The organism is Streptomyces sp. NPDC001204, assembly GCF_053598035.1.
In genome coordinates this window covers 314,714-336,273 of record NZ_JBSFJL010000003.1, presented here as the reverse complement: position 1 = coordinate 336,273, position 21,560 = coordinate 314,714, and the positions used below count along the sequence as shown (strand labels likewise).

Below are 21,560 nucleotides of genomic sequence, written 5' to 3'. Positions count from 1 at the left end.
GGAGCGGGGGCGGCACGCGGCACGCGGCAGGCAGCAGGCAGCAGGCAGCAGGCCACGGAGCGGGGGCGGCACGCGGCACGCGGCAGGCAGCAGGCAGCAGGCAGCAGGCCACGGAGCGGGGGCGGCACGCGGCACGCGGCAGGCAGCAGGCCGCCGAGCCGGGGCAGCAGATGACCGGGCCGGGCAATGCGCGGCACGCCAGGCAGCAGACCACGAAGCCCAGCCACAGACGACCCAGCCGGGCAACAGCCGGCACGCCAGGTAACAGCCGGCACGCCAGGCAGCAGACCACGGAGCCGGGGCAGCAGGCGACCGGGCCGGGCGGCAGCTGACGGGGGGAGGCCGTCGGCCGACCGTGCAGCGCGCTTCCGGCGCACGGGGGCGTACGCGTGTTTTCCTACGCCCCCACACCGTGACCCGTGGAGGGCAGGCGCGTTGGTCAAGTAAGAGTTGACCACAGCGGGCCGCCTGCTCGGCCCGATTCCTTTCAACGCCGGTTCGAGAGGCTTGTTCATGGCCGACCACGCAACCCACGACGCCCAGGCCCGGGCCAGCCTGCACTTGCTGGTGCGGGACATCGAGCGGGTCCGCCGGCAGGTGGACGCACTGCGCACGCTCACCGCCCAGTTGGGCAACGTCTACCGCCCACGCCGCTCCGGCCCCTCCACGGGCTTCGTCGTCTACGGACGCGCCCCCGCCCCGACCGTCCGTCTCGCTCAGGAGCTGCGGGACAGTGTCGAGACCCTGGTCACGGCCGCCGTGGACTTCGACCGCTCGCTCGGCTTCTCGTGGGACGCCGTCGGCTCGGCCCTCGGCGTCACCAAGCAAGCGGTCCACCGGCGATACGGCGCCCGCCGCGCGGCGGGCCAGACGGCCGCCGAGGGCGAGCGGACCCCGGAGCCGCCGGGGACCCGTACGGTCAATGTCGGCACCGGCATCGCCACGGTCCCCGCCGCCCGCTCCATGCCGGCCCAGCCGACGGCCTGCGGCCCGGCACTGCGCGACGAGCCCCGCCCCACCGCCTTCCCCGGCCCCCGCAACGGCTGACGACTCCTTCCCGCGCCCCCTCCCGGCGGGCACCCGGGAGGGTCCTGACACCACCGTCGGCCGGGCACTGACGGATCCCGTCAGCCCATCTCACGCGGTCCCGGGCGCGGCCGGACACCAGGCGGTTCGCTCACCGCTCCAGCCCGACGGCCGCCGGGCACCCCGGCGAGACCCGTGCCGGTACGACGCGGTACGGCCTCGGCCACCGCGCCGGGCCCTCGGGACACACCCCCAGAACACCGGCCCGCGCGGACCCAACCGCCCGACCCGACCTGCGATCCGTCCTCCGCAGGACACCAACTCGCCAGCGCCGCACGGAGCCTCGGACCTCTGCGCGCCCACGGCCCGGCCGGGACGCGCGCCTACGGCGAACGGCAGCACACGGCCGGAGTTCAGCCCCCTTCGCGCGGGCGTTGCCGTGTCAGCCGATGTCCGGTGGGTCGACGCGTACCCAGACCGGGTCATGGTTTCCGCGGGCCATGCGGGCCGCCCGGGTGGACTTCAGGGCGGAGGCCAACGCGGCTCCACTGCCGGGCGGGACGCGGATCAGGGCCCGGGTCCAGTGTTCGCCGGGTGGGGGCGCGCCGGATCGGCGCGGGCGGCCCGGAGGCGTGACCGGTAGCGGGACAGGCCCCAACACCTCTGCCTCCCGCGGCAGTTCGACGGCGGGGAGGAAGTCCGACACCGCCTCCGCCGGGCCCGACACGGCCGCCATACGGGACACCGGCGGGAACCCGAGTTCGGCGCGTTCGGACAGCTCCCGCATGGCGTGCCCGACGGGATCCCAGCGCACCAGCGCCTGCACGGGCCGCAGGGTCGGCTCGGCGACGACCACCACGGTGCCGCCCTCCGGCTGCGGCCGGACGAGCGCGGCGGCGGCGATCCAGCGCCGCAGCGCGTCCTCGCCGGCGCGCAGATCGGGACGCCCGAGCATGGCCCAGCCGTCCAGGAGCAGGGCCGCCGCGTACCCGCCCTCGGCGACCGGCTCCGCACCCGGGGTGCTCACCACCAGCGCGGGTGTCCCCGGCACCGTGTCCAGCACGTGCTCGCGTCCCGAGGTCCGCACGGGTACGGACGGGAACGCCCGGCCCAGTTCCTCGGCGGTCCGCCGGGCTCCGACGACCTGGGCCCTCAGCCGGAACGAACCGCACTCCGGGCAGTGCCATGCCGACTCCTCCCGCCCGCACCAGCCACAGCCGAGCGCCCCCGCGTCCTGCCCCTGGAGGGGTCCCGCGCAGTGCCGGCACCGCGCGGGCGCCCGGCACTGCGCGCAGGCCATCCGCGGTACGTAGCCCCGGCGGGGCACCTGCACCAGTACGGGCCCGTGCCTCAGTCCCTCCCTGGCCGCCTGCCAGGCGAGCGAGGGCAGCCGGGCCGCCCGCGCGGCCTCGTCCCGGGCGAGATCGGTGTCGCCCACCGTGCGCACGAGCGGAGCCGCCCGCCGCACCTGTTCCCTGGCGGCGACGAGCGGCCTGGCCCAGCCGCTCTCGACGAGCTGTGCCGCCTCCACCGTGCAGCTCCAACCGCCCAGCAGGAAACCGCACTTGTCCTGCGCGGCGCGCAGCAGCAGCACCTCGCGGGCGTGCGGCTGCGGCGCGTGCTGCTCGCTGTGGCTGTCGTCCCCGTCGTCCCACAGCGCGACCAGCCCGAGATCCCGCACCGGCGCGAACATGGCGGCCCGGGTGCCGACGACGGCCCGTACGGATCCCCGGCGCACGGCGAGCCACTGCCGGTACCGCTTCTCGGGCCCCGCGTCGGCGGTGAGCAGCGCGTGCCGTCCCTCGCCGAGCAGGGCCGTCAGCGCGGCGTCCACCCGGGCGGCGGCCCGCCCGTCCGGTACGACGACGAGCGCACCGCGTCCCGAGGCGAGCGCGGCGGCGACGGCGCGGGCCAGTTCCTCGCTCCAATCGGGCCCGGGCAGCGCGTTCCACACGGCACGCGGCGAGCCCCCCGCGGCCAGGGCCCGCACGAACGCGGCCCCCCGCTCGTAGCGGGCCCAGGAGCCCGCGTCGGGTGCGGGCGGCGGCGGCAGCGGTGCGGGCGAGGGGCGTTCCTCGGCGCGCGCCCTGCGCGGCGGCACGGCGAGTTGGAGTACGTCGGCGACGCTGCCCGCGTACCGGTCGGCGACGGCCCGTGCCAGGCCGAGCAGTTCCTCGCTGAGCACGGGCTCGGGCGACACGACCTGGGCGAGCGCGGCGAGCGGCCCCGCGTAGTCGGACTCGGCCCGGCGCTCGATCAGGTACCCGTCGACGAGCCCGCCGCCCTCGCGCCGTCCCTCGCGCACCCGGTGCCGTCCGGCTCCGAACCGCACGCGCACCCGCACCCCGGGCCGCGCGTCGGCGTCCAGTTCGGCGGGCACGGCGTAGTCGAAGTAACGGTCGAGGTGCAGGGCGCCCTTGTCGACCAGTACGCGCGCCACGGGCAGTTCCCCGGCGAGCGCGGCACCGCGCCAGGTGCGCGGCTTGGCCCGCGGCTCCCTCGCCTTGCGCACGCTCTCGCGGATGAGCGCAAGCTGTTCCGGCGGCGCCCCCGTGGCCCCGCCGTCCCCCGTCCCGTTCTCGCTGCTCACGCTTGCATTCTTACCAAACGGGACCGACAACCGACGGCGAGCGAGGCCCGGACCCTCCTGGGGTCCGGGCCTCGCTCAGGTCTCGCGGCGGACTGGGGCCGCGGCGCCGGTCCTACAGACCCGCCGCCTCACGCAGCGCGTCCACGCGGTCCGTGCGCTCCCAGGTGAAGTCGGGCAGCTCGCGGCCGAAGTGGCCGTAGGCGGCGGTCTGGGCGTAGATCGGGCGGAGCAGGTCGAGGTCGCGGATGATGGCGGCCGGACGCAGGTCGAAGACCTCGTCGATCGCCTTCTCGATCTTCTCGGGCTCGACCTTGTGGGTGCCGAAGGTCTCCACGAAGAGGCCCACCGGCTCGGCCTTGCCGATCGCGTAGGCGACCTGGACCTCGCAGCGGGAGGCCAGGCCGGCCGCCACGACGTTCTTGGCGACCCAGCGCATCGCGTACGCGGCCGAGCGGTCCACCTTGGACGGGTCCTTGCCGGAGAAGGCGCCGCCGCCGTGGCGGGCCATGCCGCCGTAGGTGTCGATGATGATCTTGCGGCCGGTCAGTCCGGCGTCGCCCATCGGGCCGCCGATCTCGAACCGGCCGGTGGGGTTGACCAGCAGCCGGTAGCCCTCGGTGTCCAGCTTGATGCCGTCGTCCAGCAGCGCCTTCAGCTCCGGCTCGACGACGAACTCGCGGATGTCGGGCGCCAGCAGCGAGTCCAGGTCGATGTCGGAGGCGTGCTGCGAGGAGACGACCACGGTGTCGAGGCGGACCGCCTTGTCGCCGTCGTACTCGATGGTGACCTGGGTCTTGCCGTCCGGGCGCAGGTAGGGGATCGTGCCGTTCTTGCGCACGTCCGACAGGCGCTTGGACAGCCGGTGCGCCAGGAAGATCGGCAGCGGCATCAGCGTCGGGGTCTCGTCGGAGGCGTAGCCGAACATCAGGCCCTGGTCGCCCGCGCCCTGCCGGTCCAGCTCGTCGAAGTCGTCGCCCGCTTCGCCACCCTCGACCCGCGACTCGTACGCCGTGTCCACGCCCTGCGCGATGTCCGGGGACTGCGCGCCGATCGAGACGGACACGCCGCAGGAGGCGCCGTCGAAGCCCTTCTTGGAGGAGTCGTAGCCGATCTCGAGGATCTTGTCCCGGACCAGGGTCGCGATGTCCGCGTAGGTCTTGGTCGTGACCTCGCCGGCCACGTGCACCAGGCCGGTGGTGATCAGTGTCTCCACGGCGACCCGGGAGGTCGGGTCCTCGCGCAGAAGCGCGTCGAGAATGGTGTCGCTGATCTGGTCAGCGATCTTGTCGGGGTGACCCTCGGTCACGGACTCCGAGGTGAACAGGCGACGGGACACAACGCTCCCTGGGGTTGCAGCGGCTGCTGGCTGATCATTGGCGGACGGGCACGGGGCTGCGCCCGGCGTCGTCCGAGAACAGTTTATCGGTCGCGCTCGGCCACCGGCCCACCTGTCTCGCCTCTCGGGAGTGCTGTGACCTGCGGCACGGGCATTCTGCCCAAGCCCGGCGACCTTAACCAGAGTCGCCACGCGCCGGGCTTCGACGTTCGAGGGAGCTGGGCGGGGGCAGGGGGCGCTCAGCCCAGCCGGGCGGCCACCAGGTCCCACACGGTGTCGGCCAGCGCCTCCTTCGGACCGTGCGGCACGTGGGTCTCGCCGCCGCCGGCGGCCAGCACCACGGCCTCGTTCTCCTCCGCGCCGAAGGTCCTGCGCTCCCCCACCTCGTTGACCACGAGCAGGTCGCAGCCCTTGCGCTCGAGCTTCTTGCGTCCGTTGGCGAGGACGTCGTCGGTCTCCGCGGCGAAGCCCACGATCACCTGTCCGGGCCGCGCCCGTTCGGCTGATATCTCCGCGAGGATGTCCGGATTGCGTACCAGCGCGATGGGCGCGGGGGCCTCGCCGTCCTTCTTCTTGATCTTGCCGGCCGCGTAGGCCGCGGGGCGGAAGTCGGCGACCGCGGCGGCCATGACCACCGCGTCGGCGTCAGCGGCGGCCTTCAGCACCGCCTCCCGCAGCTGCACGGCCGTGCCGACCCGGACCAGGTCCACGCCCGCCGGGTCCGGCAGGGCGGTGTTGGCGGCGACGAGCGTGACCCGGGCCCCGCGGGCCGCCGCCGTCCGCGCGAGGGCGTAGCCCTGCTTGCCGGAGGAACGGTTGCCGAGGAAGCGGACGGGGTCGAGGGGCTCACGGGTGCCGCCGGCGCTGACGACGACGTGCCGCCCGGCGAGGTCGGGCTCGGCCGCGCCCCGGGCGAGCACACGGCGGCAGACCTCGAAGATCTCCGTCGGGTCGGGCAGCCGGCCCTTTCCGGTGTCGACGCCGGTCAGCCGGCCGACCGCCGGTTCGATGACGACGGCGCCGCGGCGGCGCAGCGTCGCCACGTTGTCCTGGGTGGCCGGGTGCTCCCACATCTCGGTGTGCATCGCGGGGGCGAAGACCACCGGGCAGCGGGCGGTGAGCAGGGTGTTGGTCAGCAGGTCGTCGGCGAGGCCGTGGGCGGCCCTGGCGAGCATGTCGGCGGTGGCGGGGGCGACGACCACCAGGTCGGCCTGCTGCCCGATGCGGACGTGCGGGACCTCGTGGACGTCGTCCCAGACCTCGGTGGAGACGGGGTGGCCGGACAGGGCGGACCAGGTCGCGGCGCCGACGAAGTGCAGCGCGGAGGCGGTCGGCACCACACGCACGTCGTGACCCGACTCGGTCAGCCTGCGCAGCAGCTCGCACGCCTTGTAGGCGGCGATGCCGCCACCGACCCCCAGAACGACCTTGGGCTTGCTCACCGGGCCTCCCCTCACTCGACACACGCACGCCGCGGTTCGTCGGCGTACGCGTCCATGCTGCATCATCGCGGGATCGATTCCCGCACCCCCCGAGCACACCACAGGCCCGGCAGTCGTGCTGCCGGGCCTGTGGAAAAACCTACTGCGATCTGCAGATATGAAGAACCGCAGGGGCTACTGAGCAAAAACTACTGACCCGGGCCCTCGATGGCCTCGGACGTCAGCAGACCCGCGTTGATCTCGCGCAGGGCGATGGAGAGCGGCTTCTCGTGGACGTGGGTGTCGACGAGCGGACCGACGTACTCGAGGAGGCCCTCGCCGAGCTGCGAGTAGTACGCGTTGATCTGGCGGGCCCGCTTGGCCGCGTAGATCACGAGGCTGTACTTCGAGTCGGTGGCCTCGAGGAGCTCGTCGATCGGCGGGTTGATGATGCCCTCGGGCGCGGAGATGGAAGAGGACACGCTCTACCTTCCGATGGATGGGAAAGAATCAGTCGGTGCGACCGTCACGGTCACTGCCACGATCACACAACGTCCATCAAGGCTAGCAGCTCGCGAGCCACGTCCTCGACGGAGGTGTTGACCAGGGTCTCGTCGAACTCCGGCTCGGCCGCGAGTTCGATCTTCGCCGCCTCCAGCCGCCGTTCGATGACCTCGGGCGGCTCGGTCCCCCGCCCGGTGAGCCTGCGCACGAGCTCCTCCCAGGAGGGAGGAGCCAGGAACACCAGCCGGCCCTCGGGCATGGACTCGCGGACCTGCCGGGCGCCCTGGAGGTCGATCTCCAGCAGCACCGGCACACCCGACTCCAGGTGCTCCAGCACGGCGGCGCGCGGCGTGCCGTAGCGGTTGCCCGCGAACTCGGCCCACTCCAGCAGCTCGCCGTTGGCGATCATCTTGTCCATCTCCTCGTCGGTGACGAAGAAGTAGTGGACGCCGTGCTGCTCACCGGGACGGGGCTTGCGGGTCGTCGCGGACACCGACAGCCAGACCTCGGGGTGTTCCTTGCGCATATGGGCGACGACCGTGCTCTTGCCGACCCCTGAGGGGCCGGAGAGCACGGTCAGCCGCGGACGTGCGTCCGGGGGTACGGGGGTCGCGCCCCGGGGTGTTACAGCCATGCGCCGATTATTCCAGCAATCGCGCGGTGCCCGGGACTCCGGCCCCAAGCCCCCGGATTCAGGAGCCGGTGCTGCCGAACTCGCGCTCCAGGGAGGCGATCTGGTTGGACCCGAGGCCGCGCACACGACGGCTCTCGGAGATGCCGAGCCGCTCCATGATCTGCTTGGCGCGGACCTTGCCCACGCCCGGCAGGGACTCAAGGAGGGCGGAGACCTTCATCTTGCCGATGACGTCGTTCTCCTGGCCCTGCTTGATGACCTCGTGCAGGGAGGCGCCGGAGTGCTTGAGTCGATTCTTGACCTCGGCCCGCTCCCGGCGAGCCGCGGCGGCCTTTTCGAGCGCGGCTGCGCGCTGTTCAGGGGTTAGGGGCGGAAGAGCCACGCCTACGTCACCTCGGATGTCGAACTGTCGGATACGGACCGGTGAGGAACCTAGTCGCCCCACACCTGAGGAGCTACGAGCAACACGCTTGCCCGTTCTCCCCCACTGCCTTGAGGGCGTGGGAGGCGCCCCCACTCGACGGAGACTAGCGGTCTCGTCCGCCAGAGTCAGCGAGAACAGCGGAAAAGTCCTGGTCAGCCTCCGCCAGGCCGGGCATTTAGGACATAATGCCCTGGATTTGAGAATGTATCCAGACTCAGGCGGGCCCCGGGACGCCCGCCCGGTGACTCAGCCGCCGGTCACCGCGGTCCTGATCTCCTCAGCGAAGCGCTCCGCGGCGCTCCGCAGCGCCCCCACCTCGGGACCGTGACGCAGAACACCCCGGCTGACGCTCGGGACCACGTTGCGCACCGCGGAGCCGAACACCCGGGGAAGGCCGGCCGGCGTCGCTCCCTGCGCGCCGATCCCCGGCGCGAGCAGCGGCCCGCCCATGTCCAGGTCGTACGACGACAGGTCGCCCAGCGTGGCACCCACCACCGCGCCGAAGGAGCCGAGCGGGGCCTGCCCCGCGTTCTCCTCGGCGAGGTGCGCGAGCACGGTCGCGGCCACGGAGCGGCCGTCGGGCCGCACGGCGTGCTGGACCTCGGCGCCCTCCGGGTTGGAGGTCAGGGCCAGCACGAACAGGCCCGCGCCGCTCTCCCGCGCCAGGTCGACCGCGGGCCTCAGCGACCCGTAGCCGAGGTACGGCGAGACGGTGAGCGCGTCCGAGAACAGCGGCGCGTCCTTGCGCAGGAACGACTCGGCGTAGGCGGCCATGGTCGAGCCGATGTCGCCGCGCTTGGCGTCCATCACGACCAGCGCCCCGGCCGCCCGGGCCTCCTCGACCGACTTCTCCAGGACGGCGACGCCGCGCGAGCCGAAACGCTCGTAGAAGGCGCTCTGCGGCTTCAGGGCGGCCACCCGGTCGGCCAGCGCCTCCACCACGGTGCGGCTGAACCGCTCCAGACCGGCCACGTCGTCGTTCAGACCCCACTCGGCGAGCAGCGAGGCGTGCGGGTCGATGCCGACGCACAGCGGGCCGCGCTCGTCCATGGCACGGCGCAGGCGCGCGCCGAAGGGTTCCACGGGGCTCATGCCGCCTCCCCCGCCTTCCTCACGTCGGCGCCGACCGCGTCGGCGAGGGTGGCGTACGGGCTGGTCCGCAGGCGTGCGGCGAGCCCCTTGTGGATCGCGCGGCTCCAGAAGGGCCCCTGGTAGACGAAGGCGCTGTAGCCCTGGACCAGGGTGGCGCCGGCCAGGATGCGCTGCCAGGCGTCCTCGGCGTTCTCGATGCCGCCGACGCCGACCAGGGTGATGCGGTCGCCCACGCGCGCGTAGAGACGGCGCAGCACCTCCAGGGAGCGCGCCTTCAGCGGCGCGCCCGAGAGCCCGCCGGTCTCCTTCACCAGGGAGGGCGCAGACGTCAGCCCGAGTCCCTCGCGCGCGATGGTGGTGTTGGTGGCGATGATCCCGTCCAGGCCCAGCTCCACCGCGAGGTCGGCGACGGCGTCGACGTCCTCGTCGGCGAGGTCCGGGGCGATCTTCACCAGCAGCGGCACCCGGCGCCCCGGCACGACCCGGTCGGCGGCCTCGCGCACGGCGGCGAGGAGCGGGCGCAGCGCCTCGGTGGCCTGGAGGTCGCGCAGTCCGGGGGTGTTCGGCGAGGAGACGTTGACGACCAGGTAGTCGGCGTACGGGGCCAGCCGCTCGGCGGACTTCACGTAGTCGCCGACGGCCTCCTCCTCCGGGACGACCTTGGTCTTGCCGATGTTGACGCCCACGACGGTCCTGAACGCGGGCGTGCGCGAGGCAAGGCGCGCGGCGACGGCGAGCGAGCCCTCGTTGTTGAAGCCCATGCGGTTGATCAGCGCGCGGTCCGCGACCAGCCGGAACAGCCGCTTCCTGGGGTTGCCGGGCTGCGGCTCCCCCGTGACCGTGCCGATCTCGACGTGGTCGAAGCCGAGCATCGACATCCCGTCGATCGCCACGGCGTTCTTGTCGAAGCCCGCGGCGAGCCCGAAGGGGCCGTGCATCCGCAGCCCGAGGGCCTCGGTGCGCAGCGCCTCGTGGCGGGGGGCGAGCACGGCGGCGGCGAAGGTGCGCAGCACCGGGACGCGGGCGGCGAGCCGGATCCAGCGGAAGGCCAGGTGGTGTGCCTGTTCCGGGTCCATCCGCTGGAAGAACAGACGGAAGAAAAGCTTGTACATCACTGAGTCCTCGGGTGTCCTCGGGGCCTCATGGGTCCCCATGGGTCCTCGTGAAGAGGGGGGACACCGTCTCCGGTGCCCCCCTCGTGGCCGCTAGTCGCGGGTCGCGGTCAGGAATCCCGCGTGTTCCTGGAGGGAGCGGACACCCACCTCGCCGCGGTGGAGGGCGTCGATGCCCTGGACCGCCGCGGCCAGCGCCTGGACCGTCGTCAGACACGGCACGGAGCGCGCCACGGCCGCGGTACGGATCTCGTAGCCGTCCAGGCGGCCGCCGGTGCCGTACGGGGTGTTGACGATGAGGTCGACCTCGCCGTCGTGGATGAGCTGGACGATGGTCCGCTCGCCGTTGGGCCCGGTGCCCTGGGACTGCTTGCGCACGACCGTGGCGTTGATGCCGTTGCGCTTGAGCACCTCGGCCGTGCCGGAGGTGGCGAGCAGTTCGAAGCCGTGGGCCACCAGCTCACGGGCCGGGAAGATCATCGACCGCTTGTCCCGGTTGGCGACCGAGATGAAGGCGCGGCCCTTGGTCGGCAGCGGACCGTAGGCCGCCGACTGCGACTTGGCGTACGCGGTGCCGAAGACGGAGTCGATGCCCATGACCTCGCCGGTGGAGCGCATCTCGGGGCCGAGGACCGTGTCCACACCGCGTCCGGAGGTGTCCCGGAAGCGGCTCCACGGCAGCACGGCCTCCTTGACGGAGATCGGCGCGTCCAGCGGCAGCGTGCCGCCGTCGCCGTTCCTCGGCAGCAGCCCCTCCTCGCGCAGTTCGGCGATGGTCGCGCCCAGCGAGATCCGGGCGGCGGCCTTGGCGAGCGGCACGGCGGTCGCCTTGGAGGTGAAGGGGACCGTACGGGAGGCGCGCGGGTTGGCCTCGAGGACGTAGAGGATGTCGCCGGACAGCGCGAACTGGATGTTGATCAGGCCGCGCACCCCGACACCGCGCGCGATGGCCTCGGTGGAGGCCCGCAGCCGCTTGATGTCGTACCCGCCGAGCGTGATCGGCGGCAGCGCGCACGCCGAGTCGCCGGAGTGGATGCCGGCCTCCTCGATGTGCTCCATGACGCCGCCGAGGTACAGCTCCTCGCCGTCGTAGAGGGCGTCGACGTCGATCTCTATGGCGTCGTCGAGGAACCGGTCGACGAGCACCGGGCGGGAGGGGCTGATCTCGGTCGACTCGGCGATGTACGCCTCCAGGCGCGCCTCGTCGTACACGATCTCCATGCCGCGGCCGCCCAGGACGTAGGACGGTCGGACCAGGACCGGGTAGCCGATCTCGTCGGCGATGGTCTTGGCCTGGGCGAAGGTGGTGGCAGTGCCGTGCTTGGGGGCCGGCAGGCCCGCCTCGACCAGCACCTGGCCGAAGGCGCCCCGGTCCTCGGCGGCGTGGATCGCCTCCGGCGGGGTGCCGACGATCGGCACGCCGTTGTCCTTCAGTGCCTGCGCCAGGCCCAGCGGGGTCTGGCCGCCCAGCTGGACGACGACACCGGCGATCGGGCCGGCCTGCCGCTCCGCGTGGACGATCTCCAGGACGTCCTCCAGGGTGAGCGGCTCGAAGTACAGCCGGTCGGAGGTGTCGTAGTCGGTGGAGACGGTCTCCGGGTTGCAGTTGACCATCACGGTCTCGTACCCGGCGTCGTGCAGTGCGAAGGAGGCGTGCACGCAGGAGTAGTCGAACTCGATGCCCTGGCCGATGCGGTTGGGGCCGGAGCCCAGGATGATCACCGCCGGCCTCTCGCGCGGGGCGACCTCGTTCTCCTCGTCGTAGGAGGAGTAGAAGTACGGCGTCCTCGCGGCGAACTCGGCGGCGCAGGTGTCGACCGTCTTGTAGACCGGGCGGATGCCGAGGGCGTGCCGCACCTCGCGGACCACGTCCTCGCGCAGACCCCGGATCTCGCCGATCTGCTGGTCGGAGAAGCCGTGCCGCTTGGCCTCGGCGAGCAGGTCGGCGGTCAGCTCGGGCGCCCCGGCCAGCTCGTCGGCGATCTCCTTGATCAGGAACAGCTGGTCGACGAACCACGGGTCGATCGTCGTGGCGTCGAAGACCTCCTCGGCCGTGGCACCCGCGCGGATGGCCTGCATCACCGCGTTGATCCGGCCGTCGGTCGGGCGGACGGCCTCCCGCAGCCGCTCGTGCCGGTCGCCGGGGTCGCCGACGAACGTGAACCGGCTGCCCTTCTTCTCCAGCGAGCGCAGGGCCTTCTGGAGGGCCTCGGTGAAGTTGCGGCCGATGGCCATGGCCTCGCCGACCGACTTCATGGTGGTGGTCAGCGTGGAGTCGGCCTGCGGGAACTTCTCGAAGGCGAACCGGGGCGCCTTGACGACCACGTAGTCGAGGGTCGGCTCGAAGGAGGCCGGGGTCTCCTGCGTGATGTCGTTGGGGATCTCGTCGAGCGTGTAGCCGACGGCGAGCTTGGCGGCGATCTTGGCGATGGGGAAGCCGGTCGCCTTGGAGGCGAGCGCGGAGGAACGCGACACGCGCGGGTTCATCTCGATGACGATGACCCGGCCGTCCTCGGGGTTCACCGCGAACTGGATGTTGCAGCCGCCGGTGTCGACGCCGACCTCGCGGATGACGGCGATGCCGATGTCCCGCAGGATCTGGTACTCGCGGTCGGTGAGCGTCATGGCCGGGGCGACGGTGATGGAGTCGCCGGTGTGCACGCCCATCGGGTCGAAGTTCTCGATGGAGCAGACGACCACGACGTTGTCGTGCTTGTCGCGCATCAGCTCCAGCTCGTACTCCTTCCACCCGAGGATGGACTCCTCCAGGAGCACCTCGGTGGTCGGGGAGAGCGCGAGGCCGGTGCCCGCGATGCGGCGCAGCTCGTCCTCGTCGTGGGCGAAGCCGGAGCCGGCGCCGCCCATGGTGAAGGAGGGGCGGACCACGACCGGGTAGCCGCCGAGCTCGTCGACGCCGGCCAGGACCTCGTCCATGGTGTGGCAGATCACGGAGCGGGCGGACTCGCCGTGGCCGGTCCTGCGCCGGACGGCCTCCACGACCTCCTTGAACTGTTCGCGGTCCTCGCCCTTGTGGATGGCCTCGACGTTGGCGCCGATCAGCTCGACGCCGTACTTCTCCAGGACGCCGTTCTCGTGCAGCGAGATGGCGGTGTTGAGCGCGGTCTGGCCGCCCAGGGTGGGCAGCAGGGCGTCGGGGCGCTCCTTGGCGATGATCTTCTCGACGAAGTCCGGGGTGATCGGCTCGACGTAGGTGGCGTCGGCGATCTCCGGGTCGGTCATGATCGTCGCGGGGTTGGAGTTGACGAGGAGGACCCTGAGGCCTTCGGCCTTCAGGACGCGGCACGCCTGGGTGCCGGAGTAGTCGAACTCGGCGGCCTGGCCGATGACGATCGGGCCGGAGCCGATGACCAGGACGGACTGGATATCGGTGCGCTTAGGCACGCTGGCCCTCCATCAGGACTGTGCTCATCAAAGACGTGAAGCGGTCGAACAGGTAGGCGGCGTCGTGGGGTCCCGCGGCCGCTTCGGGGTGGTACTGGACGCTGAAGGCCGGCTTGTCGAGGAGCTGGAGGCCTTCCACCACGTTGTCATTGAGGCAGACGTGGGAGACCTCGACACGGCCGAAGGGGGTGTCGGAGACCCGGTCGATGGGGGCGTCGACGGCGAAGCCGTGGTTGTGCGCGGTGACCTCGACCTTGCCGGTCGTACGGTCCTGCACCGGCTGGTTGATGCCGCGGTGGCCGTACTTCAGCTTGTAGGTGCCGAAGCCCAGCGCGCGGCCCAGGATCTGGTTGCCGAAGCAGATGCCGAACAGCGGCGTGCCGCGCTCCAGGACGCCCCGCATGACGGAGACGGCGTGGTCGGCGGTGGCCGGGTCGCCGGGGCCGTTGGAGAAGAACACGCCGTCGGGCTCGACCGCGTAGACGTCCTCGACCGTGGCGGTGGCGGGCAGCACGTGCACCTCGATGCCGCGTTCGGCCATGCGGTGCGGGGTCATGCCCTTGATGCCGAGGTCGATCGCGGCGACGGTGAACTTCTTGTCGCCGATCGCGGGGACGACGTACGCCTCCTCGGTGGCCACCTCGGCGGACAGGTCCGCGCCCTCCATCCGGGGCGACTCCAGGACCCGGGCCAGCAGCGCGGCGTCGTCCTGGACGGCCTCCCCGCTGAAGACGCCGACGCGCATGGCGCCGCGCTCGCGCAGGTGGCGGGTGAGGGCGCGGGTGTCGATGCCGCTGATGCCGACGACGCCCTGCGCGGCGAGCTCCTCGTCCAGGGTGCGCTGGGCACGCCAGTTGGAGGGCCGGCGCGCGGGGTCGCGCACGACGTAGCCGGAGACCCAGATCCGCTTCGACTCGGGGTCCTCGTCGTTGACGCCGGTGTTGCCGACGTGCGGGGCGGTCATGACGACGACCTGGCGGTGGTACGACGGGTCGGTGAGCGTCTCCTGGTAGCCGGTCATACCGGTGGAGAACACGGCCTCGCCGAACGTCTCCCCCACGGCCCCGTAGGCACGGCCGCGGAAGATCCGGCCGTCCTCCAGGACGAGTACGGCGGGAACCCTCGAGGTTCCCCTGGTGGAGGTGGTCATCGTTCGGCGCCTTCCGTGCTGTTCTTCTCGGTCATGGTGTTGAGGGCCTCGACCCACTCGGTGTGCTCGGCCGCCCGGTCGGAGCGGAACCCGGAGTCGATCAGCCGCTCGCCGTGCGCCCAGGTCACGACGAGCAGCCCACCCTCGGTGAGCACCTTGCCGGCGATGCCCTTGTCGAGCCGGGCCCCGCGCAGCTGTGCGGCCGGGACGAAGAAGTCGTCCGCTCCGGGGCGCACGACGTCCAGGCCCGCGTCGGTCAGGGTCAGCTCGGCCCGGCTGCGGGTGCCCAGGCCACGCGCCACGATGCGGTCCAGCCACTGTCCGGCGGTGGTGGAGCCGTGGTAGCGGCCGGTCATCGTCAGTCGCGCCGGACCGGGCTCCTCCGGCGCGCTCGGCAGCTCGGGCAGGTCGCCCTGGAGGGTGGCGCGCCACTTCCAGCCCTCGCGCATCAGCCAGTAGACGAGGGCGATGAACAGGACGAGGCCGATCAGCCAGCCGATACGGGCGGCCCAGTCGGTGACCGCGGCCGATTTCCCATCCGCGGCGACTTCGGTCGCGAGCCCGGCTGCGAGCAGAGGTGCAGGTGTCACGTGAGCTTCCCGTCGACGAGCGTGGCCTTGCCCCGGAGCCACGTGTGGGTGACACGGCCCGGCAGCTCACGTCCCTCGTACGGGGTGTTCCGGCTGCGCGAGGCGAAGCCCGCGGGGTCCACCTGCCCACGGTATGCCGTGTCGACCAGCGTGAGGTTGGCGGGCTCACCTGCCGAGACGGGGCGGCCGTGGCCGGTGGCCCGCCCGATCCGGGCCGGCGCGAAGGACATCCGGTCCGCGATGCCCGCCCAGTCCAGCAGACCGGTGTCGACCATGGTCTCCTGGAGCACCGACAGGGCGGTCTCCAGGCCGACCATGCCCATGGCGGCCGCGGCCCACTCGCAGTCCTTGTCCTCGTGCGGGTGCGGAGCGTGGTCGGTGGCGACGATGTCGATCGTGCCGTCGGCGAGCGCCTCGCGCAGGGCGTGCACGTCCCGCTCGGTGCGCAGCGGCGGGTTGACCTTGTAGACCGGGTTGTAGGTGCGCACCAGCTCGTCGGTGAGGAGCAGGTGGTGCGGGGTGACCTCGGCGGTGACCTGGATGCCGCGGGACTTGGCCCAGCGGACGATCTCGACGCTGCCCGCGGTCGACAGGTGGCAGATGTGGACGCGGGAGCCGACGTGCTCGGCGAGCAGGACGTCGCGGGCGATGACCGACTCCTCGGCGACGGCCGGCCAGCCGCCCAGGCCCAGTTCGGCGGAGACGACGCCCTCGTTCATCTGGGCGCCCTCGGTCAGCCGCGGCTCCTGGGCGTGCTGGGCGACGACGCCGCCGAAGGCCTTCACGTACTCCAGCGCCCGGCGCATGATCACCGCGTCGTCGACGCACTTGCCGTCGTCGGAGAAGACGGTGACCCCGGCGGCCGACTCGTGCATGGCGCCGAGTTCGGCGAGCTTGCGGCCCTCCAGGCCGACCGTGACGGCGCCGATGGGCTGCACATCGCAGTAGCCGTGCTCCCGCCCCAGACGCCAGACCTGCTCGACGACGCCGGCGGTGTCGGCCACGGGGAAGGTGTTGGCCATGGCGAACACGGCGGTGTAGCCGCCGGAGGCGGCCGCGCGGGTGCCGGTCAGGACGGTCTCGGAGTCCTCGCGGCCCGGCTCGCGCAGGTGGGTGTGCAGATCGACCAGGCCCGGCAGCAGCACCTTGCCGTCGGCCTCGACGACCTCGGCGCCCTCGACGACCTCGGCGGGCAGCCCGGTGCCGACCGCCTCGACGACCTCGCCGTCGATCAGGACGTCCTGCGGCGCACCGCCGAGCACCTTGGCACCACGGATCAGGATCTTGCTCATGTCTCTTACTTCTCCTCGGTGGTGCGGGCTTGCGAGGCGGGTTCCATGCCGCCGAGCAGCAGGTACAGCACGGCCATGCGGATGGAGACGCCGTTGGTGACCTGCTCGACGGCGGTGCAGCGGTCGGAGTCCGCGACCTCGGCGGTGATCTCCATTCCGCGGACCATCGGGCCGGGGTGCATCACGATGGCGTGCTCGGGCATCCTGGACATCCGCTCGCCGTCCAGACCGTAGCGCCGCGAGTACTCGCGCTCGGTGGGGAAGAAGGCGTCGTTCATCCGCTCGCGCTGCACGCGGAGCATCATCACCGCGTCGGACTTGGGCAGGGTGGCGTCGAGGTCGTAGGAGACCTCGCAGGGCCAGGACCCGACGCCGACCGGCAGCAGGGTCGGCGGGGCGACCAGGGTCACTTCGGCGCCGAGGGTGTGCAGCAGGTCGACGTTGGACCGGGCCACCCGGCTGTGCAGCACGTCGCCGACGAGGGTGACGCGCCTGCCGGACAGGTCCTGGCCGAGGCCCGCGTCCCTGCCGACCAGCCGGCGGCGCAGGGTGAAGGCGTCGAGCAGCGCCTGGGTGGGGTGCTGGTGGGTGCCGTCGCCGGCGTTGATGACGGCGGCGTCGATCCAGCCGGAGTTGGCCAGCCGGTACGGGGCCCCGGAGGCGCCGTGCCGGATGACCACGGCGTCGACGCCCATGGCCTCCAGGGTCTGGGCGGTGTCCTTCAGGGACTCTCCCTTGGACACCGACGATCCCTTGGCGGTGAAGTTGATGACGTCCGCGGACAGCCGCTTCTCCGCGGCCTCGAAGGAGATCCGGGTGCGGGTGGAGTCCTCGAAGAAGAGGTTGACGACGGTGCGGCCGCGCAGGGTCGGCAGTTTCTTGATCGGCCGGTCGGCGACCCGGGCCATCTCCTCGGCGGTGTCAAGGATCAGGACGGCGTCGTCGCGGGTGAGGTCGGCGGCCGAGATGAGATGACGCTGCATCTGTCAGGCTCCGTAAGGCGGTTCATTCGGGAGAATTGGGGCAGACGGGCGCGTGCGAGGGCACACGCGCGGGGCGTACGGCGATACGTACGCGCGCGTGTTACGGCTGGTCGCCCTGGGCGGCCGGCTTGGCGCCGAGCAGCACGGTGTCGCGACCGTCCTCCTCGGTGAGCAGGACCTTGACCGTCTCCCGCAGCGACGTGGGGAGGTTCTTGCCGACGTAGTCGGCGCGGATCGGCAGTTCGCGGTGGCCGCGGTCGACGAGGACGGCGAGCTGCACCGCGCGCGGACGCCCGATGTCGTTCAGGGCGTCGAGGGCGGCGCGGATGGTGCGGCCGGAGAAGAGCACGTCGTCGACGAGGACGACGAGGCGGCCGTCGATGCCGTCACCGGGGATCTCGGTGCGGGCCAGCGCACGCGGGGGCTGCATGCGCAGGTCGTCGCGGTACATGGTGATGTCGAGCGAGCCGCAGGGGACCTTGCGTTCGGTGATCTGCTCGAGCTTGACGGCGAGCCGCTGGGCGAGGAAGACGCCCCGGGTCGGAATGCCGAGGAGCACCACGTCGTCGGCGCCCTTGGCGCGCTCTACGATCTCGTGGGCGATGCGGGTCAGCACCCGCTCGATGTCGGGGCCCTCGAGAACGGGCCGGGCATCGGACGCTTGCGCGGTTTCGTGCGAGTCCATAAGAAACGGACCTCCTTCTCCGCCTCACGGGACGGACCTTAAAGGACGTCGGAATTGCGCCATACACGCTACCAGGTGCCGGAGACCTCCCCGATCACCCCCTTGGCGCAACGGATCGCGGTTACCACGGAAGCGGCGCTGCGGACCATTCGGCTTGACGCGGCAGAGTAACGCTGCGTAACCTCACAGTGAGTTACCAGCCGCGCGGCGTGGCACCCGAGCCAGTCGCGTCGACACAGTGTCCGGGGAGCCATATGTCCAGCGAATACGCCAAACAGCTCGGGGCCAAGCTCCGGGCGATCCGCACCCAGCAGGGCCTTTCCCTCCACGGTGTCGAGGAGAAGAGCCAGGGACGCTGGAAGGCGGTCGTGGTCGGTTCGTACGAGCGCGGCGACCGTGCCGTGACCGTGCAGCGCCTCGCCGAACTGGCGGATTTCTACGGGGTCCCCGTGCAGGAGCTGCTGCCGGGCACCACCCCGGGCGGCGCCGCCGAGCCCCCGCCGAAGCTGGTCCTCGACCTTGAGCGGCTGGCCACGGTGCCGGCCGAGAAGGCGGGCCCGCTCCAGCGCTACGCGGCGACGATCCAGTCGCAGCGCGGTGACTACAACGGCAAGGTACTCTCCATCCGCCAGGACGACCTGCGCACACTCGCCGTCATCTACGACCAGTCGCCGTCGGTCCTCACCGAGCAGCTGATCAGCTGGGGCGTGCTGGACGCGGACGCGCGCCGCGCGGTGGCGTCCCACGAGGAGAGCTGACCGCTCGGCAGACCTAGCAGAAACGTGCCGCCGGGGTGGCCGGAACCGTTTGGTTCCGGCCACCCCGGCGGCTTTTTGCGGTCCTGAAGGGGCGGGCGCGGCCCCGGTGGGGCGGGCGCGGCCCCGGTGGGGCGGGCGCGGCCCCGGTGGGGCGGGCGCGGCCCTGAATGGTCAGGTGGGACCGGGGGGCGTGCACACGGACGCCGAGGGGCCCGCAGCAGTCGTGCTGCGGGCCCCTGCAAGTCCGTGCGGGCACCGGCTGCGAGCCGGGCCCCTCTCACACCTGGTCGCGGCGGAGGGAGGGCTTGAGCTCCTTCAGACGGCCCAGCAGGCCGTTGACGAACGAGGGCGACTCCTCCGTGGAGAACTCCTTCGCCAGCTGCACCATCTCGTCCAGCACGACGGCGTCCGGGGTCTCGTCGACCCAGATCAGCTCGTACGCGCCGAGCCGCAGAATGTTGCGGTCGACGACCGGCATACGGTCGAGCGTCCAGCCGACCGCGTACTGCGCGATCAGGTCGTCGATCCGGGTCGCGCGCTCCGCGTAGCCCTCGACGAGCTGCATCGTGTACTCGCTCACCGGGGGCTGCCGGGTGTCGGTCCGGGAGAGCCGGATCCAGTCAGCGAGGACCGTCAGGACGTCGGCGCCGCGCTGGTCACCCTCGAAGAGGATCTGGAAGGCACGCTTGCGGGCCGTGTTGCGGGCAGCCACGGTTAGCTGTTCACCCGGCCGAGGTAGTCGCTCGTGCGCGTGTCGACCTTGATCTTCTCACCGGTGGTGATGAAGAGCGGGACCTGGATCTGGTGACCGGTCTCCAGGGTGGCGGGCTTGGTGCCACCGGTGGAGCGGTCGCCCTGGACGCCCGGCTCGGTCTCGGCGACGGTCAGCTCGACGGCGGCCGGCAGCTCGACGAAGAGCACCTCGCCCTCGTGCTGGGCGACGGTGGCCTCGAAGCCCTCGATCAGGAAGTTGGCGGTGTCGCCGACGACCTTGCGGTCGATGTGCAGCTGGTCGTAGGTCTCCATGTCCATGAAGACGAAGTAGTCGCCGTCCATGTAGGAGAACTGCATGTCACGCTTGTCGACGGTGGCCGTTTCGACCTTGACGCCGGCGTTGAACGTCTTGTCGACGGTCTTGCCGGAGAGCACGTTCTTGAGCTTGGTGCGCACGAAGGCCGGGCCCTTGCCGGGCTTGACGTGCTGGAACTCGACGACGGACCACAGCTGGCCGCCGTCGAGCTTGAGCACCATGCCGTTCTTGAGGTCGTTCGTGGAAGCCACGGTTGCGGAATCTCCTGGACTGACGTACGACCCGGGGGCAGGCGCACAGCGCGAGGCTAGAGCGCGAGGAGCTCCTTGGTCGTGATGGTGAGTAGCTCGGGTCCGCCGTCCGCCTCGGGGCGTACGACGAGCGTGTCATCGATCCGGACACCGCCCCGGCCCGGGAGGTGGACCCCAGGTTCGACGGTGACCGGCACGCAAGCGTCCAGTTTACCCATGGCCGAAGGGGCCAGCTGCGGGTCCTCGTCGATTTCGAGTCCGACCCCGTGCCCGGTGAGGGGTTGCAGGCCCTCTGCGAACCCTGCCGAATCCAGAACCTGGCGCGCGGCGCGGTCCACGTCGCGGTACGCGGCGCCGGGGGCCAGGGCCTCCCGTCCGGCGCGCTGGGCTGCGAAGACCAGGTCGTAGAGCTGGATCTGCCAGTCCGCCGGAGACGTGCCGATCACGAAGGTACGGCCGATCTCGCAGCGGTAGCCGCGGTAGGCGGCGCCCAGGCACACCGTGAGGAAGTCGCCCTCCTCGACCCGCCGGTCGGTGGGCCGGTGGCCGCGGCGGCCGGAGTTCGGGCCGGTGGCCACGGAGGTCGGGAAAGCGGGCCCGTCGGCGCCGTGGTCGACGAGCCGCCGCTCCAGCTCCAGGGCGAGATGGCGCTCGGTGCGGCCGACCAGGATCGACTCCAGCAGCTCGCCGAGGGCCTGATCGGCGATCTCGGCACCGATTCTCAGACAGGAGATCTCCTCCTCGTCCTTGACGACCCGGAGCTGCTCGACCGCGCTGCCCAGGTCGGTCAGACGCAGCTGGGGCGCCACCGAGCCGAGGGCCCGGTAGCGGGCCACCGTGAGGTGGTGCTCCTCCACGGCGAGCGAGTCGGCGCCCTGGGTCCGGGCGTGGTCGGCGGCGGCGACGGCCGGGTCGCCGCCGGAGGGTTGGGGCAGGACCTGCACCCGCAGCGCCTCGTCGGGACGGCCCTCGCAGGGCCGGTCGTCCGGCGGGCTCTGGCACACCAGCAGGTCCTCGCGCCTTCCGAGAAGCAGGACGGCACCCTGCGGGGCCGCCCCCGCGAGGTACCGCACATTGGCGGGACGAGTCACCAGCGCCGCCGCGCTGCCGCCCGCGTTGCAGCGCTCCCTCAGCCGGGTCCGGCGGGCCGCGTACACCTCTGACATGAACCGAGCGTAAGAGTCATGGCTCAATATCGCCGTTCGAGAGGTCCGAGTGGGTCTGCCGGACCCCGGCTCCGGGCGCCGGGTGCCGTGTCCGGCGGTCGGGCCGCCTGCCCG

At 72.0% G+C, this 21,560-nt stretch carries 19 protein-coding genes and 1 pseudogene; 3 read left to right on the top strand and 17 right to left on the bottom strand.

Going from position 1 to position 21,560, the window contains the following annotated elements:
- Together ACWC91_RS06995 and ACWC91_RS06990 are read left to right on the top strand one after the other, a co-directional pair.
- Positions 1-332: pseudogene (locus ACWC91_RS06995) on the top strand (hypothetical protein); the annotation flags it as partial.
- Between the two features lie 181 nt (positions 333-513).
- Complete coding sequence (locus tag ACWC91_RS06990) at positions 514-1,047, top strand: hypothetical protein (RefSeq protein ID WP_225076260.1); 534 nt, start codon at positions 514-516, stop codon at positions 1,045-1,047.
- Between the two features lie 421 nt (positions 1,048-1,468).
- Here ACWC91_RS06990 and ACWC91_RS06985 read toward each other — a convergent pair whose 3' ends face one another.
- From ACWC91_RS06985 to pyrR, 14 genes are all read right to left on the bottom strand, one after another.
- On the bottom strand, positions 1,469-3,616 hold the full coding sequence (locus ACWC91_RS06985) for a primosomal protein N' (RefSeq protein ID WP_450641996.1): 2,148 nt from the start codon (positions 3,614-3,616) through the stop codon (positions 1,469-1,471).
- 112 nt (positions 3,617-3,728) lie between these two features.
- Entirely contained in the window at positions 3,729-4,952 is a 1,224-nt protein-coding gene (metK, locus tag ACWC91_RS06980; protein ID WP_225076258.1) for a methionine adenosyltransferase, read from the bottom strand.
- 239 nt (positions 4,953-5,191) lie between these two features.
- Positions 5,192-6,394, bottom strand: coding sequence for a bifunctional phosphopantothenoylcysteine decarboxylase/phosphopantothenate--cysteine ligase CoaBC (gene coaBC, locus ACWC91_RS06975; protein WP_450641994.1), 1,203 nt, complete (start codon positions 6,392-6,394; stop codon positions 5,192-5,194).
- 188 nt (positions 6,395-6,582) lie between these two features.
- The gene (gene rpoZ, locus ACWC91_RS06970) at positions 6,583-6,855 is read right to left on the bottom strand and encodes a DNA-directed RNA polymerase subunit omega (protein WP_030577387.1); all 273 of its coding nucleotides are present in this window, start codon (positions 6,853-6,855) and stop codon (positions 6,583-6,585) included.
- A gap of 62 nt (positions 6,856-6,917) precedes the next feature.
- On the bottom strand, positions 6,918-7,511 hold the full coding sequence (gene gmk / locus ACWC91_RS06965; protein ID WP_141362794.1) for a guanylate kinase: 594 nt from the start codon (positions 7,509-7,511) through the stop codon (positions 6,918-6,920).
- 58 nt (positions 7,512-7,569) lie between these two features.
- Positions 7,570-7,893, bottom strand: a complete 324-nt coding sequence (locus tag ACWC91_RS06960; RefSeq protein ID WP_003977346.1) for an integration host factor — start codon at positions 7,891-7,893, stop codon at positions 7,570-7,572.
- A gap of 288 nt (positions 7,894-8,181) precedes the next feature.
- Positions 8,182-9,027 carry an orotidine-5'-phosphate decarboxylase gene (pyrF, locus tag ACWC91_RS06955; protein WP_225076256.1) on the bottom strand — a complete coding sequence of 282 codons (846 nt, stop codon included), beginning with the start codon at positions 9,025-9,027 and terminating at the stop codon, positions 8,182-8,184.
- Positions 9,024-10,139, bottom strand: coding sequence for a quinone-dependent dihydroorotate dehydrogenase (locus ACWC91_RS06950; RefSeq protein WP_225076255.1), 1,116 nt, complete (start codon positions 10,137-10,139; stop codon positions 9,024-9,026). Before ACWC91_RS06950 ends, pyrF begins: the two co-directional genes overlap by 4 nt.
- Positions 10,140-10,232: 93 nt before the next feature.
- Positions 10,233-13,541, bottom strand: coding sequence for a carbamoyl-phosphate synthase large subunit (gene carB / locus ACWC91_RS06945; RefSeq protein ID WP_450641991.1), 3,309 nt, complete (start codon positions 13,539-13,541; stop codon positions 10,233-10,235).
- Entirely contained in the window at positions 13,534-14,691 is a 1,158-nt protein-coding gene (carA, locus tag ACWC91_RS06940) for a glutamine-hydrolyzing carbamoyl-phosphate synthase small subunit (RefSeq protein ID WP_281155419.1), read from the bottom strand. The genes carB and carA overlap by 8 nt, the downstream gene beginning before the upstream one ends.
- Positions 14,688-15,281: a PH-like domain-containing protein gene (locus ACWC91_RS06935; protein WP_376503686.1), complete on the bottom strand. Its 594-nt coding sequence runs from the start codon at positions 15,279-15,281 to the stop codon at positions 14,688-14,690. Before ACWC91_RS06935 ends, carA begins: the two co-directional genes overlap by 4 nt.
- Positions 15,278-16,573, bottom strand: coding sequence for a dihydroorotase (locus ACWC91_RS06930; protein WP_225076251.1), 1,296 nt, complete (start codon positions 16,571-16,573; stop codon positions 15,278-15,280). Before ACWC91_RS06930 ends, ACWC91_RS06935 begins: the two co-directional genes overlap by 4 nt.
- Positions 16,574-16,578: 5 nt before the next feature.
- Positions 16,579-17,556 (bottom strand): aspartate carbamoyltransferase catalytic subunit, encoded by a 978-nt coding sequence (locus tag ACWC91_RS06925; RefSeq protein WP_225076250.1) that lies wholly within the window; start codon positions 17,554-17,556, stop codon positions 16,579-16,581.
- A gap of 100 nt (positions 17,557-17,656) precedes the next feature.
- The gene (gene pyrR / locus ACWC91_RS06920; RefSeq protein WP_225076249.1) at positions 17,657-18,241 is read right to left on the bottom strand and encodes a bifunctional pyr operon transcriptional regulator/uracil phosphoribosyltransferase PyrR; all 585 of its coding nucleotides are present in this window, start codon (positions 18,239-18,241) and stop codon (positions 17,657-17,659) included.
- Between the two features lie 254 nt (positions 18,242-18,495).
- Between pyrR and bldD the strand changes: the two genes are divergently transcribed.
- Positions 18,496-18,999: a transcriptional regulator BldD gene (gene bldD / locus ACWC91_RS06915; RefSeq protein ID WP_004990661.1), complete on the top strand. Its 504-nt coding sequence runs from the start codon at positions 18,496-18,498 to the stop codon at positions 18,997-18,999.
- 277 nt (positions 19,000-19,276) lie between these two features.
- Here the strand turns inward: bldD and nusB are convergent, their stop codons facing one another.
- The 3 genes from nusB to ACWC91_RS06900 are packed head-to-tail and all read right to left on the bottom strand — an operon-like array spanning position 19,277 to position 21,446.
- Positions 19,277-19,711 (bottom strand): transcription antitermination factor NusB, encoded by a 435-nt coding sequence (gene nusB / locus ACWC91_RS06910; protein WP_141362780.1) that lies wholly within the window; start codon positions 19,709-19,711, stop codon positions 19,277-19,279.
- Between the two features lie 2 nt (positions 19,712-19,713).
- On the bottom strand, positions 19,714-20,280 hold the full coding sequence (gene efp, locus ACWC91_RS06905) for an elongation factor P (RefSeq protein ID WP_141362778.1): 567 nt from the start codon (positions 20,278-20,280) through the stop codon (positions 19,714-19,716).
- A 56-nt stretch (positions 20,281-20,336) separates the two neighbouring features.
- The gene (locus ACWC91_RS06900) at positions 20,337-21,446 is read right to left on the bottom strand and encodes an aminopeptidase P family protein (RefSeq protein ID WP_141362776.1); all 1,110 of its coding nucleotides are present in this window, start codon (positions 21,444-21,446) and stop codon (positions 20,337-20,339) included.
- Positions 21,447-21,560 lie beyond the last annotated feature (114 nt).

Excerpts from the sequence above, each read along its gene's own strand:
- ACWC91_RS06990 (WP_225076260.1), top strand. The coding sequence starts at position 514 with ATGGCCGACCACGCAACCCACGACGCCCAGGCCCGGGCCAGCCTGCAC.
- gmk (WP_141362794.1), bottom strand. The coding sequence starts at position 7,511 with ATGGCTGTAACACCCCGGGGCGCGACCCCCGTACCCCCGGACGCACGT.
- pyrF (WP_225076256.1), bottom strand. The coding sequence starts at position 9,027 with ATGAGCCCCGTGGAACCCTTCGGCGCGCGCCTGCGCCGTGCCATGGAC.
- ACWC91_RS06950 (WP_225076255.1), bottom strand. The coding sequence starts at position 10,139 with ATGTACAAGCTTTTCTTCCGTCTGTTCTTCCAGCGGATGGACCCGGAA.
- carA (WP_281155419.1), bottom strand. The coding sequence starts at position 14,691 with ATGACCACCTCCACCAGGGGAACCTCGAGGGTTCCCGCCGTACTCGTC.
- ACWC91_RS06930 (WP_225076251.1), bottom strand. The coding sequence starts at position 16,573 with ATGAGCAAGATCCTGATCCGTGGTGCCAAGGTGCTCGGCGGTGCGCCG.
- ACWC91_RS06925 (WP_225076250.1), bottom strand. The coding sequence starts at position 17,556 with ATGCAGCGTCATCTCATCTCGGCCGCCGACCTCACCCGCGACGACGCC.
- pyrR (WP_225076249.1), bottom strand. The coding sequence starts at position 18,241 with ATGGACTCGCACGAAACCGCGCAAGCGTCCGATGCCCGGCCCGTTCTC.
- bldD (WP_004990661.1), top strand. The coding sequence starts at position 18,496 with ATGTCCAGCGAATACGCCAAACAGCTCGGGGCCAAGCTCCGGGCGATC.
- ACWC91_RS06900 (WP_141362776.1), bottom strand. The coding sequence starts at position 21,446 with ATGTCAGAGGTGTACGCGGCCCGCCGGACCCGGCTGAGGGAGCGCTGC.